Origin of the sequence: Pseudomonas sp. G1002 (assembly GCF_013385455.1) — a bacterium.
Taxonomy (GTDB): Bacteria; Pseudomonadota; Gammaproteobacteria; order Pseudomonadales; family Pseudomonadaceae; genus Aquipseudomonas.
The window spans coordinates 55,351-81,078 of sequence record NZ_JACAPY010000016.1 but is presented as its reverse complement, the minus strand read 5'-3'; the positions used below and the strand labels follow the sequence as shown (position 1 = coordinate 81,078).

General features: G+C 60.7%; 21 protein-coding genes. 17 read left to right on the top strand and 4 right to left on the bottom strand.

Annotated features, from left to right (window positions below; all coding sequences use genetic code 11):
* The first annotated feature begins 95 nt into the window (after positions 1–95).
* Genes HX801_RS06555 through dacB form a run of 3 tightly spaced genes read left to right on the top strand, consistent with a single transcriptional unit; the run spans position 96 to position 5,075 of the window.
* Entirely contained in the window at positions 96–2,522 is a 2,427-nt protein-coding gene (locus tag HX801_RS06555; RefSeq protein ID WP_177021814.1) for a TonB-dependent receptor, read from the top strand.
* Entirely contained in the window at positions 2,522–3,556 is a 1,035-nt protein-coding gene (locus tag HX801_RS06550) for a YncE family protein (RefSeq protein WP_177021813.1), read from the top strand. The genes HX801_RS06555 and HX801_RS06550 overlap by 1 nt, the downstream gene beginning before the upstream one ends.
* Before the next feature lie 58 nt (positions 3,557–3,614).
* Positions 3,615–5,075 (top strand): D-alanyl-D-alanine carboxypeptidase/D-alanyl-D-alanine-endopeptidase, encoded by a 1,461-nt coding sequence (dacB, locus tag HX801_RS06545; RefSeq protein WP_177021812.1) that lies wholly within the window; start codon positions 3,615–3,617, stop codon positions 5,073–5,075.
* Positions 5,076–5,210: 135 nt separating this feature from the next.
* On the opposite strand, the gene HX801_RS06540 is transcribed toward dacB, so the two are convergent.
* The gene (locus HX801_RS06540; RefSeq protein WP_008435627.1) at positions 5,211–6,086 is read right to left on the bottom strand and encodes a helix-turn-helix domain-containing protein; all 876 of its coding nucleotides are present in this window, start codon (positions 6,084–6,086) and stop codon (positions 5,211–5,213) included.
* Positions 6,087–6,223: 137 nt separating this feature from the next.
* Between HX801_RS06540 and HX801_RS06535 the strand changes: the two genes are divergently transcribed.
* Entirely contained in the window at positions 6,224–7,135 is a 912-nt protein-coding gene (locus HX801_RS06535; RefSeq protein ID WP_102369860.1) for a DMT family transporter, read from the top strand.
* Positions 7,136–7,273: 138 nt separating this feature from the next.
* Here HX801_RS06535 and norR read toward each other — a convergent pair whose 3' ends face one another.
* Positions 7,274–8,818, bottom strand: coding sequence for a nitric oxide reductase transcriptional regulator NorR (norR, locus tag HX801_RS06530; protein ID WP_087692812.1), 1,545 nt, complete (start codon positions 8,816–8,818; stop codon positions 7,274–7,276).
* Positions 8,819–8,965: 147 nt separating this feature from the next.
* Between norR and hmpA the strand changes: the two genes are divergently transcribed.
* The 8 genes from hmpA (at position 8,966) to queC (ending at position 17,320) form a co-directional block, all read left to right on the top strand.
* The gene (hmpA, locus tag HX801_RS06525; protein WP_177021811.1) at positions 8,966–10,147 is read left to right on the top strand and encodes an NO-inducible flavohemoprotein; all 1,182 of its coding nucleotides are present in this window, start codon (positions 8,966–8,968) and stop codon (positions 10,145–10,147) included.
* Between the two features lie 245 nt (positions 10,148–10,392).
* Positions 10,393–10,899, top strand: a complete 507-nt coding sequence (locus HX801_RS06520; RefSeq protein WP_003216367.1) for a disulfide bond formation protein B — start codon at positions 10,393–10,395, stop codon at positions 10,897–10,899.
* Positions 10,900–11,697: 798 nt separating this feature from the next.
* Positions 11,698–12,639 carry a ubiquinol oxidase subunit II gene (cyoA, locus tag HX801_RS06515; RefSeq protein WP_008435619.1) on the top strand — a complete coding sequence of 314 codons (942 nt, stop codon included), beginning with the start codon at positions 11,698–11,700 and terminating at the stop codon, positions 12,637–12,639.
* Positions 12,640–12,642: 3 nt separating this feature from the next.
* Complete coding sequence (gene cyoB / locus HX801_RS06510; protein ID WP_003216371.1) at positions 12,643–14,661, top strand: cytochrome o ubiquinol oxidase subunit I; 2,019 nt, start codon at positions 12,643–12,645, stop codon at positions 14,659–14,661.
* A 3-nt stretch (positions 14,662–14,664) separates the two neighbouring features.
* A complete protein-coding gene (locus HX801_RS06505; RefSeq protein ID WP_008435616.1) occupies positions 14,665–15,291 on the top strand; it encodes a cytochrome o ubiquinol oxidase subunit III in 627 nt (208 codons plus the stop codon).
* A complete protein-coding gene (gene cyoD, locus HX801_RS06500; protein WP_003216374.1) occupies positions 15,291–15,626 on the top strand; it encodes a cytochrome o ubiquinol oxidase subunit IV in 336 nt (111 codons plus the stop codon). The genes HX801_RS06505 and cyoD overlap by 1 nt, the downstream gene beginning before the upstream one ends.
* Before the next feature lie 11 nt (positions 15,627–15,637).
* Positions 15,638–16,525 (top strand): heme o synthase, encoded by an 888-nt coding sequence (gene cyoE / locus HX801_RS06495; protein WP_003216376.1) that lies wholly within the window; start codon positions 15,638–15,640, stop codon positions 16,523–16,525.
* Positions 16,526–16,627: 102 nt separating this feature from the next.
* On the top strand, positions 16,628–17,320 hold the full coding sequence (gene queC, locus HX801_RS06490; RefSeq protein WP_177021810.1) for a 7-cyano-7-deazaguanine synthase QueC: 693 nt from the start codon (positions 16,628–16,630) through the stop codon (positions 17,318–17,320).
* A 122-nt stretch (positions 17,321–17,442) separates the two neighbouring features.
* Here queC and HX801_RS06485 read toward each other — a convergent pair whose 3' ends face one another.
* Positions 17,443–18,339, bottom strand: a complete 897-nt coding sequence (locus HX801_RS06485) for a queuosine precursor transporter (protein ID WP_003216380.1) — start codon at positions 18,337–18,339, stop codon at positions 17,443–17,445.
* Entirely contained in the window at positions 18,326–18,931 is a 606-nt protein-coding gene (locus HX801_RS06480; protein WP_003216382.1) for a helix-turn-helix transcriptional regulator, read from the bottom strand. The genes HX801_RS06485 and HX801_RS06480 overlap by 14 nt, the downstream gene beginning before the upstream one ends.
* A 279-nt stretch (positions 18,932–19,210) precedes the next feature.
* Here HX801_RS06480 and glyA point away from each other — a divergent pair, with 279 nt between their 5' ends.
* The 5 genes from glyA (at position 19,211) to HX801_RS06455 (ending at position 25,644) form a co-directional block, all read left to right on the top strand.
* Positions 19,211–20,566 carry a serine hydroxymethyltransferase gene (gene glyA, locus HX801_RS06475; RefSeq protein WP_177021809.1) on the top strand — a complete coding sequence of 452 codons (1,356 nt, stop codon included), beginning with the start codon at positions 19,211–19,213 and terminating at the stop codon, positions 20,564–20,566.
* A gap of 256 nt (positions 20,567–20,822) precedes the next feature.
* Positions 20,823–21,359, top strand: a complete 537-nt coding sequence (locus HX801_RS06470) for a sugar dehydrogenase complex small subunit (RefSeq protein ID WP_177021808.1) — start codon at positions 20,823–20,825, stop codon at positions 21,357–21,359.
* Positions 21,360–21,373: 14 nt separating this feature from the next.
* The gene (locus HX801_RS06465) at positions 21,374–22,963 is read left to right on the top strand and encodes a GMC family oxidoreductase (RefSeq protein WP_102369856.1); all 1,590 of its coding nucleotides are present in this window, start codon (positions 21,374–21,376) and stop codon (positions 22,961–22,963) included.
* Positions 22,964–22,966: 3 nt separating this feature from the next.
* Entirely contained in the window at positions 22,967–24,409 is a 1,443-nt protein-coding gene (locus tag HX801_RS06460) for a cytochrome c (RefSeq protein WP_177021807.1), read from the top strand.
* A 149-nt stretch (positions 24,410–24,558) separates the two neighbouring features.
* A complete protein-coding gene (locus HX801_RS06455; protein WP_177021806.1) occupies positions 24,559–25,644 on the top strand; it encodes a pyridoxal phosphate-dependent aminotransferase in 1,086 nt (361 codons plus the stop codon).
* Positions 25,645–25,728: the final 84 nt, after the last annotated feature.

Below are 25,728 nucleotides of genomic sequence, written 5' to 3'. Positions count from 1 at the left end.
AATCGGTGTGAGGTAAACCTGTCGGCCATCCGTGTAGTGCTTGAAACTGCGATTAATTCGCATTAACAGCGTTTTTTACACACGGGTTCTCAAGCATGAAGTCCAGGGCAACGTCGGCGGGTTCGGTTAAACATTGGCTGGGAGCCTCGGTATTGGCAGTTTCGGGGCTGGCGCTGTTGCCCCTGGGCGTGGCGCAGGCGGCCGAGGCGCAGCAGCAGAGCACGCTGTTCAACTTTGCCCTGGCCGCCAAGCCGCTGCCCCAGGCCTTGAGCGACTTCACCCGGGTGACCGGCATCAGCGTGGTCTACACCGACGAAGCGCCGTACGCCATCAAGGCCCCGGCCATCACCGGGCAGATGAGTGCGGCCCAGGCCATGCAACGCCTGCTGGGTAATTCCGGCTTCACCTTCCGCCAGATCGACGCCCGCACCCTGGCCCTGGAACCGCTGCCCACCGACGGCGCGCTGAACCTCGGCGCCACCACCATCAACGGTGCCGCCCTGGCCTCGGATACCACCAGCTATCAACCGCCGCCTACCAGTTCGGTGATGCGTTCCCACGGCCTGCTGCTGGAAACCCCACAGACTGTCAACGTTGTACCGGCCCAGGTGATGCGCGATCAACAGCCGCGCAACCTCGACGATGCCCTGACCAACATCAGTGGCATCACCCAGGCCAACACCTTGGGCAGCACCCAGGACGCGGTGATGCTGCGGGGTTTTGGTGACAACCGAAACGGTTCGATCATGCAGGACGGCATGCCGCTGGTGCAGGGCCGCGCGCTGAATTCCACCGCCGAGCGCGTCGAAGTGCTCAAGGGCCCGTCGTCGTTGCTGTATGGCATTCAGGATCCGGGCGGCGTGGTCAATATCGTCAGCAAGAAACCCGAGCTGATCCAGTCCACCTCGCTGACCGTGCGCGGCTCGACCTTTGGCGACGGCAAGAACGGCAGCGGCGGCAACCTCGACACCACAGGGCCCATCGGTGACAGCGGGTTGGCGTACCGCTTGATCGTCGATCACGAAGACGAAGATTACTGGCGCAACTACGGCACTCACCGCGAGAGCCTGATCGCACCGTCGCTGGCCTGGTACGGCGACAACACCAAGCTGTTGTTTGCCTATGAGCACCGGGAGTTTCTCTCGCCGTTCGACCGGGGCACCGCCATCGACCCCAAGACCAACCACCCGCTCAACATCCCGTCGACTCGCCGCCTGGACGAGCCCTTCAACAACATGGAAGGCCGCTCCGACCTGTACCGCTTCGAGGCCGATCACGATTTGAATGACGACTGGAAAGCCCACTTCGGCTACAGCTGGAACCGCGAGACCTACGACGCCAGCCAGGTGCGTGTGGTCAAGGTCAACGCCAATGGCACCCTGACCCGCAGCATGGACGGCACCCAGGGCGCACTGACCACCGACCGCTTCGCCACCGCCAGCCTTGAAGGTAAGGTCAACGTCGCGGGCATGCAGCACGACCTGACCTTCGGCCTGGATGACGAGTACCGCAAGATCTACCGGGCCGACCTGATCCGCCAGGCGCCCCGTGGCACGTTCAACTACAACGATCCGGTCTATGGCAATGAAGTGGCGGGCACCACCGTCAGCGCGCCGGACAGCAACCAGATGGACCTGCTGCGCAGCGACTCGCTGTTCCTGCAGGATGCGATCCACCTCACCGACCAGTGGATCCTGGTGGGTGGCGCGCGTTATCAGATGTACGACCAATACGCCGGCAAGGGTGTCCCGTTCACCGCCAACACCGACGGCAATGGCCAGAAGTGGGTGCCACGCGTGGGCCTGGTGTACCGCTACACTGACGAGCTGTCGTTCTATGGCAGTTACACCGAGTCGTTCAAGCCCAACTCCACCATCGCACCGCTGGCGAACAAAAGTGTGCTGGATGGCAGCCTTGAGCCGGAGCAGTCGAAGTCCTGGGAGTTGGGGACCAAGCTCGATATACCGGGGCGCATCACCGCCAGCGCCGCCCTGTTCAACATCGAAAAACGCAACGTGCTGGTGCAGGTCGGCGATGGCCTGACCTCGGTCTACAGCGTCGCCGGCAAAGTGCGCTCCCGAGGCCTGGAACTGGATGCCAGCGGCCAACTGACGGATAAGTGGAGCGTGATCGGCAGCTATGCCTACACCGATGCCGAAGTCACCGAAGACCCCGAATACAAAGGTAATCGCCTGCAAAACGTGGCGAAGAACACCGGCTCGCTGTCGGCGGTGTATGACTTCGGCAGCATTCTCGGTGGCGACCAACTGCGGGTCGGCGCCGGGGCACGTTATGTCGGCGAGCGTGCAGGGGACGCGGCCAACAGCTTCGAACTGCCGGGCTACACCGTGGCCGATGCGTTCGCCACCTATGACACTAAAATCGAGGGGCAGAAGGTCAAGTTCCAGCTCAACGTGAAGAACCTGTTTGACCGTACCTATTACACCTCGGCCGTGAACACCCAGTTCGTGTCCATCGGCGATGCGCGGCAGGTGTCCGTCTCCAGCACCCTGGAGTTCTGATGAAACACTGGTTACTGGCAGCACTGTTGATCAGCGGCGCAGCATCGGCTGATGACTCGACCTACCATCGCGAACACCGGGTGACATTGCCCGGCTCTGGCCACAGTTGGGGCTTTGTCGGGCTGGACCCGACCCGGCCGTATCTGTTCCTGGCTCGCCGGGAAAACGGCCTGAGCGTGTTTGATGTGAAACAGCAGCGCCTGGTCGAGACGGTGGCGCAGTCCGAAGGCGCCAACGGCGTGGTGTTCGTGCCTGAGGTAGACCGGGTTTTCGTGCTCAACACCGACGGCAGTCTGAGTGTGGTGGAGTTATCCACACTCACATTCCTGAAGCGCATCCCGGTGGCGCAAAGCAACCTCAACAGCGCGGTGTACGAGCCATCGACGGGCAAGGTGATTATTGTCAGTGGGCGTCGGGCGGATCGTTCGACGCTGTTTGAATTCGACCCGAAACAGGAACGAATCACCGGCGCCCATGAACTGGCGGTGAAGAAAATCGACCCGCTGCTGATCAAGGGCGACGGCAGCTTCTTCCTGCCGATGCGCGATGAAGGCAAGGTCGCCCGCTATTCGGCGAGCACCTTTGCGTTGCTTGACACCTGGCAGTTTGCCGGTTGCCCCAAGCCCAGCGCATTGGCCCAGGACGTGGCGCGCCAGCGACTGTTTGTGGCGTGTCGCGGTGAAGTGCCGGTGTTGATCGTTGCCGACCGGAAAACCGGTGAAGCAAAGGCGAAGCTGCCGATCACCCGCGACGTCAACGCCCTGGCCTACGACGAGCAGCACCGGCGCTTGCTGATCCCCAGTGGCGTCGATGCCAACCTGACGCTGGTGGATCAAACGGATGCCGACCACTACGCCGTACGCGCCAGCGTCAGCACCTTGCCGATGGCCTACAACATGGCGTTCGACCCGGCGAGCCAGCGGGTATTCCTGCCGGCCATGGACTTTACCCAGCCGGCGCCGAGCAAGGCCGAGCCCAAGCCGGACCCGCTGTTTCATGCCAATACGTTTTCCGTCACGACCTACGGGCCTTGATTGACCGGGAGGAATTCCACAAGCTGCGCACTCTCGAAATTCAAGGACTACCAGGTTTATGCGGTTGGGACGATGGACACACGCCGGCGGGCTGCTGCTGGGCTTGAGCTTGTTGCTGGGCGGTTGCGCCACGGCGCCGAAAACTTCCACCAGCGCCAGCCTCGACCAGTTGCTGGCCGACCCGGCACTGCACGGCGCCAGCGTGTCGCTGATGGTGCGCGATGCCCGCAGCGGCAACACGCTCTACCAGCACAACCCGCGTACGCGGCTGAGCCCGGCTTCGAGCCTCAAGCTGCTGACCACCGCGGCGGCGATGGATGTGCTGGGGCCGCAGTATCGGTTTTCCACGCAACTGTTGAGCGACGGCATCCGCCAGGGCGCGGTGCTTGACGGCAACCTCTACCTGCGCGGCCTGGGCGACCCGACGATCCAGTGGGCGGATTACCAGGCGCTGGCGGCCAACCTGGCGCAGCAGGGCATCCGGCAGGTGCGGGGCGACGTGGTGTTCGACGACACGTTCTTCGACGCCGAGCGCCTGGGCACCGACTGGTCCCAGGACGATGAAAGCACCTACTACGGCGCGCAGATTTCGGCGCTGACGGTGTCGCCCAATGACGACTTTGATGCGGGCTCGCTGCTGGTCACGGCCAGGGCGCCGGTCGTGGCAGGGCGCCCGGTGACGGTGGAGATCAGCCCGGCTACCGATTACGTGCAGCTCAGCAACCGTGCGGTCAGCGGCACAGGCAACAGCTATGGAATCAATCGCCAGCACGGCACCAACCTGTTGCGCCTCAGTGGCGCGTTGGCGCCGGGCAGGCAGAGCCCGCAACTGGTCAGTGTGTGGGAGCCGACGCAACTGGTGGCCAACCTGTTTGAACAGGCCTTGGCGCAGCAGGGGATTGTCGTGCAGGGGCGTCGGATGATCGGGGGTGTGACGCCGACCACGGCGACGGTGCTCGCGCTGCATGAGTCGGCGCCGTTGCAGGAACTGATCACGCCGTTGCTCAAGCTTTCCAATAACAACATGTCTGAAGCCTTGCTCAAGAGCATGGGGCGCAAGACCGTGAATGCCGGTACGGCGCCTGCCGGTGTGGCGGCGGTGGCCGGGTTCCTGAAACGTCAGGGGATTGATACGGCGACGTTGAACCAGGTGGACGGTTCGGGGTTGTCCCGGCGTAACCTGGTGTCGTCGCAGAACCTCACGGATGTGCTGCTGGCCGCCAGCAAACAGCCCTGGTTCAGCGCCTGGTACAACGCGTTGCCGGTTGCCGGTAATCCGCAGCGCCTGGTGGGCGGCAGCCTGCGTTACCGCCTGCGGGGCACCGCTGCGGAAAACAACCTGCACGGCAAGACCGGCTCCATGAGTGGCGTGTCGTCGTTGACTGGGTATGTCACCGATGCCAATGGGCGCAAGCTGGTGTTTTCGATGGTGACCAACAATTACGTGGTCGCAGGCGCGCGGGTCAAGGCGCTGGAAAACCGCCTGGCCACGGCACTGGCCAACAGCACGGACTATTGAGCACCGAAGATCAAAGGTGGGAGCGGGCTTGCTCGCGAATGCGCTGGTTCAGTCAGTACATGTGTTGACTGTCACACCGCTTTCGCGAGCAAGCCCGCTCCCACATTGGACCTGTGCCGTCAGGCAGATTGCATTTCAAGGCAGGAACGCCTGCCGGTATTCACCAGGGGTGGCGCCCATCGCCTGGCGGAACCGGTTGGTAAAGTGGCTCGCGCTGGAAAATCCGCACGCCAGGGCAATCTCGCCCAGCGGCAACGACCCACCCCGCAACAACTCCCGGGCGCGGGCCAGGCGCCGCGCCAGCAGATATTGATGGGGCGGCAGTCCAAAACTCTCGCGAAACATCCGCGCAAAGTGGTACTCCGACAACGCACACAAGCCTGCCAACTGCCCCAGGCTGATCGGCTCCGCCAGTTGCTGGTCGATGTGCTCCACCAGTTGCCGGCGCTGGTGGGCGGCCAGCCCGCCTTTCAAACGCAAACCCTCGCGCATCCCCACCTGGCTGAGCAAGGTATGGCTGAGCATTTCATGGGCCAGGCTGCTGGTCAGCAGGCGTTCGCCGGGCTCTTTCCAGTTCAGGCCGATCAACTGGTGAAAACGCCGGGCCTGCCGCGCATCGTCGAGGAAGGTGCTCTCGCGCAGTTGCAACTCGCGGGGTTCGCGGTCCAGCAAGGTGACGCAGCCCAGGGCGAATTGCTCGGGGCTGAAATACACGTGGGCCAGGCGGATTTCGCCGTTGATCACCCAGGCCGACTGATGCTCGGCCGGCAGGATGCACAACTTGTCCGGGCCTCCCTTGGTGCCGGGCTGGTCGCGGCGAAAGGTGCCGGTGCCGCCGCCGATGTAGCAGGACAAGGTGTGGTGGTCGGGGGCTTCGTAATCCTGGGCGTCGTGATGGTTGCTCCACAAGGCTGCAGACAAGCCGTCACCGAGCTCGGCGCACAGCTCGAGGCGAGCGTTGGGCGAGCGGTTGAGGGATTGAAAGACTTGCAGGGTTTCCAGTGGCGGCATATTCGTACTCTCTGACGGCTTGCATCCTACTCCCCGCGGCGGCGGCTGTGATCCCGGCAGCCGACAAAAGCGCAAGAATGTGCAAGAGACCTGGTGCCGCCAGGGGCGAAACTGTGGCTCAACCCTCGGAGCCCGCCATGAACCTTTTCCTGTATTTACTCACCGTATTGATCTGGGGCACCACCTGGATTGCCCTCAAGTGGCAACTGGGCGTGGTGGCGATTCCGGTGTCCATCGTCTATCGCTTTGGCCTCGCGGCGCTGGTGCTGTTCGTGATGCTGCTGCTCAGCCGCAAGCTGCAGGTGATGAACCGGCGCGGGCATCTGATCTGCCTGGCCCAGGGCCTGTGCCTGTTTTGCGTCAACTTCATGTGCTTCCTGACCGCCAGCCAGTGGATTCCCAGCGGCCTGGTGGCGGTGGTGTTCTCGACGGCCACCTTGTGGAACGCGCTGAACGCCCGGGTGTTCTTCGGGCAGAAGGTCGCACGCAATGTGTTGATGGGCGGCGGCCTTGGCTTGCTCGGCCTCGGGCTGTTGTTCTGGCCGGAACTGGTGGGGCACACCGCCAGCCCGCAAACCTTGCTCGGCCTGGGTTTGGCATTGCTCGGCACCATGTGTTTCTCGGCGGGCAATATGCTGTCGAGCCTGCAGCAGAAGGCGGGCCTCAAGCCACTGACCACCAATGCCTGGGGCATGGCCTATGGTGCGTCGATGCTGGCGATGTACTGCGCGGTGCAGGGCATTCCGTTCGACATGGAATGGAACAGCCGGTACATCGGTTCGCTGCTGTACCTGGTGATCCCGGGTTCGGTGATTGGCTTTACCGCCTACCTGACCCTGGTCGGGCGCATGGGGCCGGAGCGGGCGGCGTATTGCACCGTGCTGTTCCCGGTGGTGGCGTTGAACGTCTCGGCGTTTGCCGAGGGCTATCAGTGGACGCCGCCGGCGTTGGCGGGGTTGGTGCTGGTGATGCTGGGGAATGTGTTGGTGTTTCGCAAGCCCAAGGCTGGCGCGCCGATCAATCCAATCTACAAGGCGAAGCAGGTTTAGTGTGGGGGCTGTCGAGCCAAGCGAGGCTGCGATGCAGGCGCTGCGGTTTTGCAGGTGCACTGCGGTGATGCCATCGCAGCCTCGCTAAGGCTCGACAGCTCCCACATTTAATCTCTTTTACCTGAGAGTCACCGTTCGCTACTTCAGGCCCAGGCGCTTGGCCATTCGTCCCAGGTTGGCCCGGTCCAGGCCCAGCTCGCGGGCGGCACTGGCCCAGTTGTGCTGGTGGCGCTCCAGGCAAGCGCTGATGACCTGGCGCTGGTAGTTCTCGGTGGCCAGGCGCAGGTCGCCGGTGACATCCGGCACGGGGTCGGGCTGCGCTTCGAGCGGTGGCGCGGTGGCGTTCGGCAAGTCCAGGTCTGCCGCGCTGAGGCTGAGAATCTTCGGGCGCTCCCGGCAGTTACCCAGGGCTTTCAAGGCGCTGCGGCCGATCAAGTGTTCCAGTTCGCGCACATTCCCCGGCCAGGTATAAGCCAGCAGTGCCGCCTGTGCATCGCTGGTCAGGCGCAGGCTGCCCAGGCCCATGCGTGAGCGGTTCTGTTCAAGGAAAAAGCCCGCCAGCAACAGCACATCGCGACCGCGCTCACGCAGCGCCGGGACTTGCAACGGGTACACACTCAAACGGTGATAAAAGTCGGCACGATAGCGGCCGCTGCGTACTTCTTCGGCCAGATCCCGGTTGGTAGCGGCGATCAGGCGCACATCCACCTGGTGCTCCTTGTCAGACCCCAGGCGCTGCAACTGGCCACTTTGCAGCACCCGCAGCAGCTTGGCCTGCACGGTGAGGGACAACTCGCCCACTTCATCAAGAAACAGCGTGCCGCCATTCGCCAGCTCGAACTTGCCCCGGCGTTCGTTGAGCGCGCCGGTAAACGCCCCGCGCACGTGGCCGAACAGTTCGCTTTCCACCAGGGTTTCCGGCAGGGCGGCGCAGTTGAGGCTGATCAGCGGTTTCTCGGCGCGGTTTGATGCAGCATGGATCGCCTGGGCCACCAGCTCCTTGCCCACGCCGGTCTCGCCGGTGATCAATACCGTCAGGTCACTGCCACCCACCAGGTTGATTTCTTCCACCAGGCGTTTGTGGCTCTTGCTCTGGCCGATCATTTCCTTGTGCTGCTGGCCGCTGGCCTGGCGGTAGATTTCGGCGCGCTGGTGTTCGTCTTCGGCACGCAGGGCCAGGCGTTCAATGCGTTCAGCGACATTGACGGTGGCGGCGGCGAGACTGGCGAAGGCTTGCAGGGCGTCCAGTTCCACCCGTTCGAAGCGCTCGGTATCCAGGGCGTCGAGGGTCAGCAGGCCCCAGGGCCGGTCGTCGACAAACAGCGGGCAGCCCATGCAGTCGTGGACTTCCAGGTGCCCGTGCAGGCCATCCACCAGGCCGTCATAGGGGTCGGGCAGTTCGCTGTCGCTGTCAAAGCGGGTAGGGCCGGGGCTGCTGAGCAGCACGGCGAAACGCGGATGTTCGCTGACCTTGAAGCGCCGGCCGAGGGTGTCGGTACTCAAGCCATCCACCGCCAGCGGCACCAGCCATTCGCCGTCGAGGCGCAGCAGGGCGGCCGCGTCGCAGGGTAGCAGGGCGCGCATGGCCTGGAGCAGGCGCCGGTAACGCTCGCCTTCGGGCAACTCGCGGGACAGGTCGGCGACCAGGGGCAGCAGGGTGGTGAGCAGCGGCTTCGCAGTCATAATGACTCCTTGTAGTCATAGTGACTATATAACGTAGGAAGTCATACTGACTACATTAATATTAAGCATTTGATTTATAAGGATTTATTAGTTGGCATGAATACTGAGTAGTAAAGGGTATTCAGTAAGAAGACTCAGGAGTCTGCCATGCTTAGTGCCCAAGACCGTGCCATCGTCAAATCCACCGTGCCCCTGCTGGAAAGTGGCGGCGAAGCCCTGATCACCCATTTCTACCGGATGATGCTGTCCGAATACCCAGAAGTACGTCCGCTGTTCAACCAGGCCCACCAGGCCAGCGGCGACCAGCCCCGGGCCTTGGCCAACGGCGTGCTGATGTACGCCCGGCATATCGACCAACTCGACCAGTTGGGCGATCTGGTGGCAAAGATCATCAACAAGCACGTGGCCCTGCAGATCCTGCCGGAGCATTACCCGATTGTCGGTACCTGCCTGCTGCGGGCAATTTCCGAAGTGCTGGGCAGCGAAATCGCCACCCCTGAAGTGATGAGTGCCTGGGGCGCCGCCTATGGCCAATTGGCCGACATCCTGATCGGTGCCGAGGCGGCTATCTATAAAGAGAAGGAACAAGCACCGGGCGGCTGGCGTGGCGCGCGGCCGTTCACCTTGGTCAAGCGTGTGGAGGAGAGCGCGGAAATTATCTCGTTTTACTTCGCGCCTGTGGATAACGGCCCGATCCTGGCCGCCGAGCCTGGGCAGTACATCGGCATGAAGCTGGTGCTGGAGGGCGAGGAAGTGCGCCGCAACTATTCCCTGTCGGCGCGTGGCGATTCGGGCCAGTACCGCATCAGCGTCAAGCGCGAAGCCGGTGGGCGGGTGTCGAACTACCTGCATGACCAGTTCCAGGTGGGTGCGACCATCGATCTGTTCCCGCCTTCGGGGGAGTTCACCCTGGCGGCCAGCGACAAGCCATTGGTGCTGATCAGCGGCGGCGTGGGCATCACGCCAACATTGCCGATGCTCGAAGCGGCGCTGGCCACCGAGCGTCCGATTCACTTTATCCACTGCGCGCGTAATGGCGGCGTGCATGCGTTCCGCGAATGGGTGGACGGCCTGGCGGCGCAGCATCCGCAGCTCAAGCGCTTCTATTGCTACGCCGAGGATGATGGCGTGAGCCCGGCGGCGGACAAGGTCGGGATGCTGAGCCAGGAGCAACTGGCGGCGTGGCTGCCGCAGGAGCGCGATGTGGATGCGTACTTCCTGGGGCCTAAAGGCTTCATGGCGGCGATCAAGCGTCACTTGAAGGCCCTGGGTGTGCCGGAAGCGCAGAGCCGGTATGAGTTCTTTGGGCCGGCGTCGGCTCTGGAATAACTTACTCGGTCAAAAATGTGGGAGCGGGCTTGCTCGCGAAAGCGGAGTGTCAGTCACTGAATGTGTGTCTGATACACCGCCTTCGCGAGCAAGCCCGCTCCCACATTTTGATCTCCATTTTCCCTGATTAATCTCCTGTTAATGCCTCCTGTTTAAACCTCCACACGCCAACTGCTCAACTTTCACCGTCCGCGTGTAAACTTGCGGCCATTGGCACAACCATCATTGGCTAAAGGGAAACGGGGATGATCGACGAATTGCGTTTGGGCAGGGAGCGACGCTTTCTGGTACTGCTGGGCATCATCTGCCTGGCGCTGATCGGCGGGGCGCTGTACATGCAGGTGGTGCTGGGCGAGGCCCCTTGCCCGCTGTGCATCCTGCAACGTTATGCCTTGCTGCTGATCGCGATCTTCGCCTTCATCGGTGCCGCCATGCGCACCACCCGCAGTGTCACGGTGTTTGAAGCACTGGTGACCCTCAGCGCCCTGGGGGGCGTCGCCGCTGCCGGCTATCACGTGTACATCCAGTTCTTTCCGAAGGTCAGCTGCGGCATCGACGTGCTGCAACCGATTGTCGATGGCTTGCCGCTGGCCTCGGTGTTTCCCCTGGGGTTCCAGGTCGACGGCTTCTGCGAGACGCCGTACCCGCCCGTGCTCGGCCTGTCCCTGGCCCAGTGGGCGCTGGTGGCCTTTGTGCTGACGGTGATCCTGGTGCCACTGGGCATTTACCGTAATCGCCAGGGCAACGCCTAAGCGGTTACAACTCAACGCCCCGGCCTTCCTCTAAAGAAGGCTGGGGCGTTTTTGTTTGTAGGCATTTGTGAAGAGGCCGTGACGCGGGGCAAGTTTGGGTGTGCGCAGCGTGCGACATGTTGTCACACGGAAGCTGTCGCAGGACGTTTCTGACGCTCGTAAACGCGCCATAAATTTGCATGAAGCGGCGTTTTATGGCTGTCAGTTCGTCGTCTGGCCGACGCCGCGAGTGGCGTGCGGTCGGCGACATTGCCCGATGTCCGAATGCCTTGTTTTTAGGGGACTTGGATCCGTTTTCGATGCCCTTACAGGCTGTAAGGGATGTGGCAGATTGCCCAATAACACGGCATTTTTTGTGGTTTTTGTCGAGAATCAAACGCGATACGATCGCGGACCTTTGCAATAATGGTGAAGGATTATTGCTGGAAACGATAAAAATTATTTCTGGATAAGACATGGTTTATACATCGCTAGCTAACTACAATCGCCCGCACTGAATGTCCGGTGCTGCTCACCCCTGAGCAAACTAGGGCGGTCGAGAAGCGGATGTAACGTTTCATGCGACCCCAGGTGCCGGCAGCCTTTCAACTATCCGCACCAAATGGAATTGGTCTGTAACAAGGCCTTTGACCAACGAATTCGAATAAGAACTCACCGCTAGCCCGGGACGTGTCGATTCGCGCAAGGTGCGACGGGCAGGCCCTTATTCAATCGAAGAGAAATGCCAACCCTTGGCAGGGTGAAGTGTTGGCGATCAAAACCCAACTGCATTGCGCAAGCTGCTTTAGAGGTCGTGAGATGAGTAAAAACAGGTACCCCCGATTACTAGGCTTTTTGCCGCTGCTTGGCATGATGTTAATGCTGGGAGGCTGCAAGTGGACCTTGCTCGACCCTAAAGGTCAGGTCGGTCTGGATCAACGCAACCTGATCATCACCGCCACCCTGCTGATGCTGTTGGTCGTGGTGCCCGTGATCATCATGACGTTCGCGTTCGCCTGGAAATACCGCGCGTCGAACACCAGCGCCACCTACGCGCCGAAGTGGTCGCACTCCACCAAGATTGAAATCGCGGTGTGGCTGGTGCCGATCCTCATCATCATCGCCCTGGGTTACATCACCTATAAGTCGACCCATGAGCTGGACCCGTACCGTCCGCTGGACTCCGACGTCAAGCCGATCAACATCGAAGTGGTCGCGCTGGACTGGAAGTGGCTGTTCATCTACCCGGACCTGGGTATCGCCACTGTGAACCAGATCCGGTTCCCGGAGAACACCCCGCTTAATTTCCGGATCACCTCCGACGCCGTGATGAACTCGTTCTTCATCCCTGCACTGGGTGGCCAGATCTACGCGATGGCAGGCATGCAGACCCGTCTGCACCTGATCGCGAACGAGAAAGCTGAAATGGAAGGCATCTCCGCCAACTACAGCGGTGCTGGCTTCACCGGCATGAAATTCAAAGCGATCTCGACGAGCCAGGAAGATTTCAACGCCTGGGTAGCCGAAGTCAAGGCCGCACCTAAACAGCTTGATCAAGCTGAATACGACGCCCTTGCCAAACCAAGCCAGAACAACCCAGTCGCCCTGTACTCCACGTACGAGCCGGACCTGTTTCAGAAAATCGTCGACAAGTACGAAGGTATGAAGCCAGGCAAGCCGATCGAGCACGAGAAGAAAGAAGTGGCCGCGGTTGAAGGTTCTGACACGGGCTCGCATTCAACTGCTGGGGCAGAGGAGTAAACGATGTTTGGTAAATTAAGTTGGGATGCGGTCCCGTTCCACGAGCCGATCGTGATGGTGACCATCGCCATGATCGCGCTGGGTGGTCTGGCACTGTTTGCAGGTATCACTTACTTCAAGAAGTGGACCTACCTGTGGACCGAGTGGCTGACTTCGGTCGACCACAAGAAAATCGGCGTCATGTACGTCATCGTTGCCATGGTCATGCTGCTGCGTGGTTTTGCCGACGCCATCATGATGCGTACCCAGTTGGCCATGGCCACCGAGGGTTCGCCTGGCTACCTGCCTCCTGAACACTATGACCAGATCTTCACCGCCCACGGTGTGATCATGATCATCTTCATGGCGATGCCTTTCTTCACCGGCCTGATGAACCTTGCCTTGCCGCTGCAGATCGGTGCGCGTGACGTTGCGTTCCCGTTCCTGAACTCCCTGAGCTTCTGGCTGCTGGTATCCGGCGTAGTGCTGATCAACCTGTCCCTGGGCGTCGGCGAATTCGCCAAGACCGGTTGGGTTGCGTATCCGCCATTGTCGGGCCTGGCCTACAGTCCGGGCGTGGGTGTGGATTACTACATCTGGGCGCTACAGTTATCAGGACTCGGGACGACACTGACGGGGGTCAACTTCCTGGCCACCGTCTTGAAAATGCGCGCCCCTGGCATGAAGCTGATGGACATGCCGATCTTCACCTGGACCTGCACCTGGGCCAACGTACTGATCGTTGCATCGTTCCCGATCCTGGCTGCAACCATGGCGTTGCTGTCGCTTGACCGTTACCTGGATTTCCACATTTTCACCAATGAACTTGGTGGCAATCCAATGATGTACGTGAACCTGTTCTGGGCATGGGGTCACCCTGAGGTGTACATCCTGATCCTGCCAGCGTTCGGTATCTTCTCCGAAGTGATCTCGACCTTCTCGGGCAAGCGCCTGTTCGGTCACCACTCGATGATCTACGCCTCGGGCGCGATCTCGGTACTGGGCTTCATGGTTTGGCTGCACCACTTCTTCACCATGGGTTCGGGGGCCAGCGTCAACGCGTTCTTCGGACTGGCGACGATGCTGATTTCCATCCCGACGGGGGTGAAGCTATTTAACTGGCTATTCACCATCTATCACGGTCGTCTGCGTATCACCAGCCAGGTTCTGTGGACCCTGGGCTTCATGGTGACCTTCGCGATCGGCGGCATGACCGGCGTACTGCTGGCTATCCCGGGTGCTGACTTCGTACTGCACAACAGCCTGTTCGTCATTGCTCACTTCCATAACGTGATCATCGGCGGCGCAGTATTCGGCTACATCGCAGGTTTCAGCTTCTACTTCCCGAAAGCGTTCGGCTTCAAGCTGCACGAAGGCTGGGGCAAGGCTGCATTCTGGTTCTGGATCTCGGGCTTCTTCGTCGCGTTCATGCCGCTCTACGCTCTGGGCTTCATGGGCATGACCCGTCGTCTGAACGCCACGACCAACCCTGAGTGGGTACCGTACCTGTACGTTGCCATGGTGGGTGCACTGATGATCGCTGTGGGTATCGCCTGCCAGCTGATCCAGCTGTATGTCAGCGTGCGTGATCGCAAGCAGAACATGTGCGAATCCGGCGACCCATGGAATGCACACACCCTGGAATGGTCGACTTCGTCGCCACCGCCGTTCTACAACTTTGCCGTACTGCCGAAGGCTGACAGCATCGATCCGTTCACCGAAGCCAAGGAAGACGGTACTGCGTACCAGAAGCCTGCGCGTTACGAACCGATCCACATGCCTAACAACACCGCTACCGGCGTTGTGATGGGCGCGCTGTTGACCGTGTTCGGTTTCGCGATGATCTGGCACATCTGGTGGCTGGCCATCGTGAGCCTGGTGGGCACCATCGGCTACTTCATCGTTCACGCTGCCCGTGATGACCAAGGCTACATGGTGCCGGTCGACGTGATCGAACGCATCGAAGCCGAGCAACACGCTCGCCTGGTTGCCGAGAAGAAGATCCCGGCCAACCGTGTTGAAACCTCGTTGGAACAGGCTTAAACCATGTCGAACTTAGTGACCAATGCTGGACACGCCCATGTCGATGACCATGGGCACGATGACCATCACCACGACTCGGGGCCAATGACCGTATTCGGTTTCTGGCTCTACCTGATGACCGACTGCATCTTGTTTGCGTCGATCTTCGCGGTGTACGCGGTACTGGTAAACAACGTAGCGGGTGGCCCGTCGGGCCACGACATCTTCGAACTGCCTTACGTGCTCGGCGAAACCGCCTTGCTGTTGTTCAGCTCGATCACCTACGGCTTCGCCATGCTGGCCTTCTACAAGGGCAGCAAGAAAGGCGTCCTGAGCTGGTTGGCACTGACCTTCCTGTTCGGCCTGGGCTTCATCGGCATGGAGGTCAACGAGTTCCACCTGCTGATCTCCGAAGGTTACGGCCCGCACCGTAGCGGCTTCCTGTCGGCGTTCTTCACGCTGGTAGGCACCCACGGTCTGCACGTGACTGCCGGTCTGATCTGGATGGCGACCATGATGTATCAGGTCAACAAACATGGCCTGACCAACACCAACAAGACTCGCCTGAGCTGCCTGAGCCTGTTCTGGCACTTCCTGGACGTGGTCTGGATCTGCGTCTTCACCGTTGTCTACCTGATGGGGACTCTGTAATGGCTAATGCACATTCCCATGACAGCCATGATGACAGCCACGGCAGCGTCAAGTCGTACGCCATTGGCTTCATCCTGTCGGTCATCCTGACGCTGATCCCGTTCGGCCTGGTGATGTACCCAACCTTGCCGAAGTCGATCACCTTGATGATCGTCCTGGCGTTCGCGGTGATCCAGGTTCTGGTTCACCTGGTGTACTTCCTGCACCTGGACCGCTCGAAGGCTCAGCGCGATAACGTGATTGCGTTCGTGTTCGCAGGTTTGGTGATCCTCCTGCTGGTTGGCCTGTCGGTATGGATCATGTTCAGCATCCATACGTTCATGATGGCGAAGTGAGGTAAGACCCGATGTCGCTTAAGCACTTTATCCAAATCACCAAACCGGGGATCATTTTCGGTAACGTGCTTTCTGTGGCAGGCGGTTTCTTCCTGGCCTCCAAGGGGCATGTCGATCTGGCCATTTTCCTGGCTGCGATGATCGGCACGTCCCTGGTGGTAGCTTCCGGTTGTGTATTCAACAACTGCATCGACCGCGATATCGACATCAAGATGGAACGCACCAAGAATCGTGTGCTGGTCCAGGGCCTTATCTCCCTGAAACTGGCACTGATCTTCGCGACCATCCTGGGTATCGCCGGCGTGGTGTTGCTGTACAAGGTGGCCAACCCGCTGGCGGCGCTGTTTGCCGTGATCGGCTTTGTCATCTACGTCGGCTTCTACAGCCTGTACCTCAAGCGCAAGTCGGTTCACGGCACGCTGGTGGGCAGTCTGTCGGGGGCGATGCCGCCGGTGATTGGTTATGTGGCTGTGACCAATAGCTTCGACATGGCCGCGTTGGTGCTACTGGTGATGTTCAGCCTGTGGCAGATGCCGCACTCCTATGCCATCGCGATCTTCCGCTTCAACGACTACCTGGCCGCCTCGATTCCGGTTCTTCCGGTCAAGCGTGGCATCAAGGTCGCCAAGAAACACATCCTGCTCTACATCCTGGCCTTCCTCGTGGCGACCTTGATGTTGACCTTCAGTGGCTACGCCGGCATGAGCTACCTCGCCGTTGCCGCCGCCATGGGCATGTACTGGTTGTACATGGCCTGGACCGGCTACAAGGCGGTGGATGACACCGTCTGGGCACGCAAGCTGTTCGTCTTCTCGATCTTCACCATCACCGCCTTGAGCGTGATGATGTCCCTGGATTTCCAGGTGCCGAAAGAGTTGCTGCTGACGTACGCTCACTGAGTGATCGAGCAGTAAAAAACCCCGCCTTCGAAAGAAGCGCGGGGTTTTTTATTGAGGGGCCTTTAAACTATGCCAAATCTTACAAATGCAGGAAGCAGCGTGATGAGTAAAAAAGCCGTTATCGTATTCAGTGGTGGGCAGGATTCGACCACCTGCCTGATCCAGGCACTGGCGCTGTATGACGAGGTGCACTGCATTACCTTCGATTATGGCCAGCGCCATGTGGCGGAAATCGAAGTCGCACAGAAACTCGCCAAACAGCTGGGCGCCACCGTTCACAAAGTGATGGACGTGTCGCTGTTGAACGAGCTGGCCATCAGCAGCCTGACCCGCGACAACATTCCGGTACCCACGGTGAACAGCTCGGGCGAGAGTTTGCCGAGCACCTTCGTGCCTGGCAGGAACATTCTGTTTCTGACCCTCGCGGCGATCTACGCCTACCAGGTCAAGGCGGAGAAGGTGATCACCGGGGTGTGTGAAACCGACTTCTCCGGCTATCCCGATTGCCGGGACGAGTTCGTCAAGGCGCTGAACAAAGCGCTGCAACTGGGCATGGAATACGACGTGCGCCTGGAAACGCCGTTGATGTGGCTGAACAAGGCCGAGACCTGGGCCCTGGCGGACGATCACCAGCAGCTGGACCTGATCCGCAACCAGACCCTGACCTGCTACAACGGCATTATCGGTACGGGTTGTGGCAACTGCGACGCGTGCAACCTTCGCGCACGTGGCCTGAACGACTACCTCGAAAACAAGGCAGCCGTCATGCAGAGCCTGAAAAGCAAACTGGCGTGATGTCGATCGTTCCCACGCTCCGCGTGGGAACGCATCCCGTGACGCTCCGCGTCACAAAGGCGGACGCGGAGCGTCCAACGCGGCATTCCCACGCAGAGCGTGGGAACGATCATCAGCGATCATCAGCTGGCGTGTGGTTGGGCCTGGGTATCGCCCGTGATGTAGCGCTTGAACAGCGAGCGGGCGCCATAGGCCGGCAGGATGTTGAAGAAGGCAAAGCAGACCTTGATCGCGATCTGCACGTAGATCATGTTCAGGATGTCGCTGGTCTGCATGGCGCCGTAGAACGCGATGAAGCAGAACAGGAAACTGTCGATGATCACCGCGAAGAACGTACTCAGGAAAATCCGCAGGAACAGGTACCTGGAATTGGTCAGCTCCTTGATCTTGCACAGCAGGTACGAGTTGATGTTCTCCGACACCAGGAACGAAACCGAAGAGGCGATGAGCACCGACGACACCTGGATGATCACGTCGTTGTAAGGCCCGTCGAGCTTCCAGCCTGGCAAGCCGGGGAGGAAGGTCGAGCCGTAGAGCAGGATGATGATCATCGCGTTACTGGCAAACGCAAACAGGATGGCCCGTCTCGCCAGCCGCAGGCCGAACTGTTCGTTGAGCAAGTCCACGATCAGAAACGTCAGCGGGTAAAGGAACGTGCCGGGCGTGACGATAATGCCCAGCGACTCCAGGTAAATAGGTTTGGTCGCGGCGATGCTGGTGAAGATATAGAACGTAAAGAGCAGCAGGTTCAGGATGATGTAAATCATCCATGAGTTCTCGTTGCGGTCGTTGAGGTCGTACGCGGTCAGCGCTCCGCCCTGTGAGTAGAACTTCTTGTACATGTTCTTCACTTCCATTTTGTTTAAATTGTCCATGATTTCGCTGTTCAGCACTTCGCTCAGCTTTATCCGAATGATCTTGCCCGTGGCGATCACCATGATCACCGCCAGGCTCTTGTCATTCTCGAACCCCAGCAACTTGTATTTGCTGTTCTCGACTTCGTGCTCATACGTTGTCATTGAAGCGCTCCTCGATGATATCTCCCACCACACAGATACGATCCGAGCTGACACACGCTTGATCCGTGATAAATAGTTTTTTGCTGAGCCTGTCGTACACCAACTTTTCCTTGTCGTCGCTCGACGTCCCTTTCTGCACGATCAACAAATCGCCCGGCTCGTTGACGCCGGCAATCGCATGTTCCAGCAGCACGGCTATCAAGTTGTAGGAAGTGCCGAAGTAGTAGGTCAGCGGGTACAGCGTGGCGAGTTCGCCAATGCGCTTGTCCATGCTCGCCATGACCTGGCTTTGCTTGATGATCGGCACGGCAGCAGGGTTCATGTTGCCCTGGGGGGAAATACTGCTGTCGATGATCTCTTTTTCTTCGAAGTCGAGGGTCTCGATTTCTTCATAGGAAACGCCGAAGAAATCCGAGATCTTGCGGATGGTGGACTGCTGTACGTTAACGACCTTGCCTTCCAGAATGTTGTAGATCGTGGTTCTGGTCAGGCCGGCCGCATTGCACAACGACAGCTGCGTCTCTCCGCGGCTCTTGATCAGGTATTTGATATTGCTCTTCAAATACTCGGTGCGTTCTTTTCTGTGAATCAAATGCCCACCACTTCCTTATGTTCTACACAGAGCGTCCATGTTGCGCTGGGGGTGCGTGCTTCGCCGCGGCGCGAAGTGTTGCATGCGCCTGCCACAAGAATAAAGACCGTGATCAGTTTTTTGGCGATTGGCCAGCATTCAGCCAGGAAAAACCGCGTCTTGTCCCCCTATGCTCAGCCAAAAAGAATCATTTAATTTGGAAAATGTTCATTTTTCTGCTTAATTGCCCTGCGCCCAACGGAAAGGCGCACGGGATTTTCAGGGAAGGAACACAGGACAATGGCAGTCGACACGCAATCACTTACCCACCAGGCCGACCTGCTGCAACGAGGGCTGGCGGATCTACGGGCAGAAGACGCGGAGCTGGCAGGGTTGCTGGATGCGGAAGTCACGCGCCAACACCAGACGCTGTCGCTGGCCGCTTCATCCTGCGCAGTGAGGCCGAATATCCTGGCGGCGTCCGCCTCGCTGCTGGTCAACGTGACCGCCGAGGGCACGCCCGGCTGGCGTCATCACGCCGGCTGCGAGAATGCCGACCGGGTCGAAGCCCTGGCTGTGCGCCGAGCGCGTGAGCTGTTCGGTGCGCAATACGCCGGCGTGCAATCACACTCGGGGTCGACTGCCAACTATCAGGTACTGGCGGCCTTGCTGGAGCCGGGAGACACCGTGCTCGGCATGGCCCCCGATCACGGCGGGCATCTGAGCCACGCCAGCCCCGTCGCGTTCACCGGCGCGAACTACAAGGCGCTCAGGTACGGCACTACCTCCAAGGGTGTTATCGACTACGACCAGGTGCGCACACTGGCGCTGGCCCATCGCCCGCGCGTGATCATCTGCGGGGCGACGGCCTACTCGCACACCATTGATTTCGCGCGCTTGCGTGGGATTGCCGACGAAGCCGGGTCGATCCTGCTGGCGGACATTTCGACCATCGCCGGCCTGGTCGCCACCGGGCGCCATCCGAGCCCGATCGACGCAGCCCACGTCACTACGCTGTGCACCCATAAACAACTGGGCGGCCCGCGTGGCGGCCTGATCCTTTCCGGTCGCGATTCCGAAACCAAGGTGCCGGGCCTTAAGACCAGCTTCAGCCGGCTCCTCGATCAAGCCGTGTTCCCACGAATGCAGGGCGCACCGGCCTTCAACATGATCGCGGCAAAGGCGGCGGCGTTCGGCTACGCCATGTCCGCGGATTTCGACGCCTGGATGGCGCGTATTCGCACCACGGCCGACGAACTGGCCAGCGCGTTCCAGGCCTGTGACTACGAGGTGGTGGGCGGGCGCAGTGAAAACCACTCGGTGCTGATTCGCTTGCGTGGCGGCATCACCGGCGCCATCGCCCAGGCGGCGCTGGAGCAGTGCGGCATCATCGTGGACAAGCATCGCGCACCGGGAGAGACGCGACCATCATTCGTCGCTGGCGGGTTGTGTATCGGCACCGGCTCCCTGGCGCAACGCCAGCTCGACGCCGATGGATGTCGGCAGGTCGTCGAACTGGTGTGCCGGGTACTCGATGCGGTCACGCCCCTCAACGAGCACAAGTTCACCCTGGATCCGAATGCACAGGAATCACTGCGCTTGCAGGCTCAAGCCTTGTGCGCGAAGTATCCCCTCGCGGATTACCTGCACAACTGAGCAAACATCCAAATGGATGTTTCATGTTATTGCAGGATAAATTGCTGTACGGTGTTTAAGCGGCTGTTATAGACGGTCGCGTTGTTGCTCATTCTCATCATTAACAAGCTGCACGACAGCTTGGCGTTCTCCTGGCAGTTATAAAAAGGGCTCTTAAAGTCCGTTCAACCTCCGTGAACGAAGTACTCAGCCTTTTGCAGTGAAGTCGAACTAGGCCCGTGCGCCGATAGTTGTTCGACTCATGAGGAGATATCCCGTGATAACCCGAAGAAAACTCCTGTATACAGGCGCAGCCTTGACCGGTGCTGGCCTGTTTGCCCCGCTGTGGGCAGGTGCCGCGCTGGCGCAGGAAGTCAGCAGCGCCGCCAGCGACGACATTGAATCCTTCCGCCAACTGTCGATGTTCCTCCTCGAACGCTCGAACCTGGATGCCGCCTTGTCCTTGCGCATCCTGGCCCAGTGCACCCGGAACGACCCTGCATTCCCCGAGAAGATCAAAGCCTTGTGGAGCAAGATTGGCCAGCATCACTTGCGTAACGTCGGCCAGTTGTCCGGCAGCCCGTTCTACGCCGACCCGGTGATCAAGGACACGACGCAGAAAATCGTCTCCGCCTGGTACCTGGGCTACACCGGCACGCCGGTGTCCCTGCGCGCCACCGACGGCACGCGCCTGGTCACCTTCACCGGCGCCCTGGCCTATGCGCCGACCGCGGACGCCACGGTGATCCCGACGTACTCCCGGGGAAAAACCAATTACTGGGTCAATCCTCCGGCCACGCTGGCCAACGACTAAGACAAGGCACTTTTATGAATCAGGATTTTGACGCCGATGTCATTGTGGTTGGCTCCGGCGCATTAGGCAGTAACGCAGCCTTTGAATTGGCCAAACTCGGCAAGTCGGTGATTATTCTGGAAGCGGGTGAACATATTCCCCGCTGGAAGATAGTCGAGAACTTCCGTAATTCGTCGAACAAGGGCAATTACAACTCACCCTATCCAAATGAGCCGTGGGCCCATCATTCTTATGATGAGCAATACATCGAGAACACCGGTTCTTTCGAGTTCCGCCCCGGCATGTTGAAACTGGTGGGCGGTACCACCTGGCACTGGGCGGCAGCGTGCTGGCGTTACTTGCCCAACGATATGAAACTCAAGACGCTCTACGGCGTAGGTCGCGACTGGCCGCTGGAATACAGCGAGCTGGAACCCTATTACGTGCGTGCGGAAATTGCCCTGGGCGTATGCGGCAGTGACACCCAGGACCAGAGCGGGCAGGGCGGCGGCGCGTTCCCGCCACGCTCAAGCCCGTACCCGATGGCGCCGGAAGGTGATACCTACCTGTTCCAGCGCCTGCGCGAACGCATGGCCCCGGCGGGGTATCACTTTATCCATGAGCCCAATGGCCGTGCCACTGAACCCTACGACGGGCGCCCGGCGTGCAGCGGCAACAACAACTGCATGCCGGTCTGCCCCATCGGCGCGATGTACAGCGGCGACGTGCACGCCCGCCATGCGGAACAGGCCGGCGCCAAGCTGATCACCGACGCCACCGCCTACAAGCTGGAAAAAGGCGCGGACGACAAGATCGTCGCGATCCATTACCGCAGCTCCACCGGCGCTGATGTGCGGCTCACTGCCAAGTACTTCATCGTTGCCGCCCACGGTCTGGAAACCCCCAAGCTGCTGCTGATTTCCGAGGTGGCCAACTCCTCCGACCAGGTCGGTCGCAACCTGATGGACCACACCGGCCAGGGCCTGCAATTTATCGCCGACGAGCCGTTGTGGCCGGGACGCGGCGCGGTGCAGCAGGGCGGGATTTTCAACCGCCGCGACGGCGAGTTCCGCAAGGAACGGGCCTCGGTCAAACACTCGATCTCCAACAACGTGCCGAACATTGCCGTGGCCAAGCGGCTGATCGCCCAGGGCGTGTACGGCAAGGAGCTGGACGAACGCATCCGCCACGATGCGGCGCGTTGGGTCGACGTCTCTACCGTGTATGAAACCCTGCCATTGCAGACCAACACCGTGCGCCCGAGCCGCACCCGCAAGGACGCCCTGGGCATTCCGATGCTGGTGGTCAACTACGAGGTGGGCGACTACGTGAAGGCGGCCAAGGCCGGCGTCACTGAAGACTATGCGCACTTCGTGCAGCTGATGGGCGGTACGGTGGTGGAAGACAACACCGGCTACCAGAACCGCGACCACCTGATGGGCACCGTGATCATGGGCGCCAACCCCAAGGATTCGGTGGTCAACCACGAGTGCCGCACCCACGACCACGCCAACCTGTTTCTCGCTACCACCGGGGTGATACCGGCCTCCGGCACCATCAACCCGACCCTGGCCGGCGTGGCGCTGAGTATCCGTATGGCCGACATCATTGCGCGGGAGGTCTAGGTGATGGGATTGCTTAAATTTCCGCTGCTGGCCTTGCTGCTCACCGCGTTGCCGGTGTTTGCCGCTGAAGACACCGCCGCGCTGATCCAGAAAGGTGCCTATGTCGCCCGTGCCGGCGATTGCGAAGCCTGCCACCGTACCGCCGAGAATGGCGGCGCGCCGCTGGCCGGCGGGTATGTGATCGACTCGCCCATGGGCAAGATCATCTCCAGCAACATCACCCCGTCCAAGGCCTACGGCATCGGCGACTACACCGAGCAACAACTGGCGGACGCCTTGCGCAAAGGCATTAACGCCAAGGGCCAGCACCTGTACCCGGCGATGCCCTACACCTCTTACCAGGGCATGAGCGATGACGACATCCACGCCTTGTATGTGTACCTGCAACAGGGCGTCAAAGCCGTGGACCAGCCGGTGCCGGAAACGCACCTGGCGTTCCCGTTCAACCTCCGCCAACTGATGTTCGGCTGGAACCTGGTGTTCCTCGACAGCCAGGGTTTTGTGCCCAAGCCCGGCGCCACCGAACAGACCCGTCGCGGCCAGTACCTGGTGGACAACCTCGCCCACTGCGGCGCCTGCCACACCCCACGTAATGCCTTGATGGCCGAGGACAACAGCCAGTACCTGGCCGGCGCGAAACTGGGGGGCTGGGTTGCGCCCAACATCACCTCCGACAAGGTCAGCGGGCTGGGGGACTGGAGCGAAGATGACCTGGTCAATTTCCTGAAAAACGGTCACCTCGCCGACAAGGCCCAAGCGGCGGGCGGCATGGCCGAAGCCGTGGAAAACAGCTTCCGCTACCTCAGCGACAGCGACCTGCATGCCATGGCCGCCTACCTGCACAGTGTGCCGCCGATCCGCGATCCCGGGCAAACCGAGCGGGTGGTGCGTGACGTCAAGCCGGTGGACATGAGCACCCTGGAAACCGGCCAGGGCGATCAAGCCTCACTGGCCGACGCCACCGGACTGGATGGCGCACGCCTCTACAACTCGGCCTGCTCCAGCTGCCACGGCCGCGATGGCCAGGGCTCGGCTGACAAGTTCTACCCGTCCCTGAGCCTCAACACCGCGCTCAACGGCAACCAGGCCAACAACCTGGTGATGGCGATCATCGCGGGCATCGACCGCAAAGGTGCCGACGGCACCGTGAGCATGCCGGCCCTGGGCGGTGACCTGAACGACGCGCAAATCGCCGCCATCGCCAACTACAGCCTGCAGACCTTCGGCAACCCGGCGCTGAGCGTCAGTTCCGAAGAAGTCACCAGCCTGCGTCGTGGCGGGGATGCGCCGTTGTTGATCACGGCCATGCCGTACCTGCTGTGGGGCGGTGGCCTGGTGGTGCTGGTGCTGATCATCGTGCTGTTGCTGTGGCGCCGTCACCACAAACACCTGCGGGCAGTGGAGGCCAAGCGGATCGCGTTGAACCGGCGTTTTCATTCCAACTAGCCGGAAACGCAAAAGCCCCGCCTTCGGTATGAAGTGCGGGGCTTTTTGTTGGTTGGGTAAATCACCGGCTGTTTTCCTCGTCATACCCAATTGCAGGAACGGGGGCAAATCCCGCACCTGAAGCTGCGAGCCGACAAGGAGAGGTCTTCATGGTCAACGTGAGTCGTCGTTCCCTGATCGCACTGGGCGCGGCCTTGCCGTTGCTGGGTCGCCTGGACTGGGCTGAGGCAAGCCCCGCCGTGGCGGCGCCCGAGGTGCTGCTCAACTACAACGAAAGCCCCTACGGGCCCTCGCCGGCTGCGCGGCAGGCCATGCAGCGCGGTATTGCCGTTTCGGGGCGCTACCCGTACCCGGACATGTACGCGCTGGTTGAACAATTTGCCCGGCAGCAGGGCATTCTGGAGGAGCAGGTGGCGGTGTTCGCCGGCTCCATGGCTGCGTTGCGCTACGCGGTGCTGGCGTTTACCAGCGAAACCCGCAGCCTGGTGATGGCCACGCCTTCCTACGAAGTTCCGCGCCAGGCAGCCGAGTCGTGCAAGGCCAGGGTGCATGAAGTAGACCTCACCGCCGATCACGCCCATGACCTTCCCGCCATGCTCACCGTTGACCGCCAGCCCGGCCTGATCTACCTCTGCAACCCGAACAATCCCACCGGCACCCTCACACCCGCCAAGGCCATCGAACAGGCACTGGCGCGCAAACCCCAGGGCAGCATTTTGCTGGTGGACGAGGCCTACATCGACTTCAGTGACGCACCCAGTTGTGTGGCGTGGGTCAAGGACCATGATGACTTGCTGGTGCTGCGCACGTTCTCGAAAATCTATGGCCTGGCCGGCGCACGCCTGGGGCTTGCGATCGGTCATCCGCAGCTGCTGGAACAACTGGCGGTGTTTGGCGGGGACAACGTGCCGGCGGCCGCCAGCCTGCTGGGCGCCCGCGCCAGCCTTGCAGATGCGCAACTGGTGCCGGCGCGCAAGGCGCTCAATACCCGGTTGCGGGATGAGACGGTGGCCTGGCTAAAAAACCGCGGATTCACCTGCACGGCGTCTCACAGCAACTGCTTCATGATTGATGTGCGCCGTCCGGCGGGACAGGTCATCGAGCGGCTGGGCGAGCAGGGCGTGAAGATTGGGCGCGTGTGGCAAAACTGGCCGCAGTGGGTGCGGGTCACCGTGGGCAACGCTGATGAGATGCAGCGGTTTCGCGAGGTATTTGCGGCTCAAGTCGTAGGCTGAATTCGCTGCGACGCAGGTCAAATGTGGGAGCGGGCTTGCTCGCGAAAGCGGAGTGTCAGTCAATGCATACGTGACTGACCCACC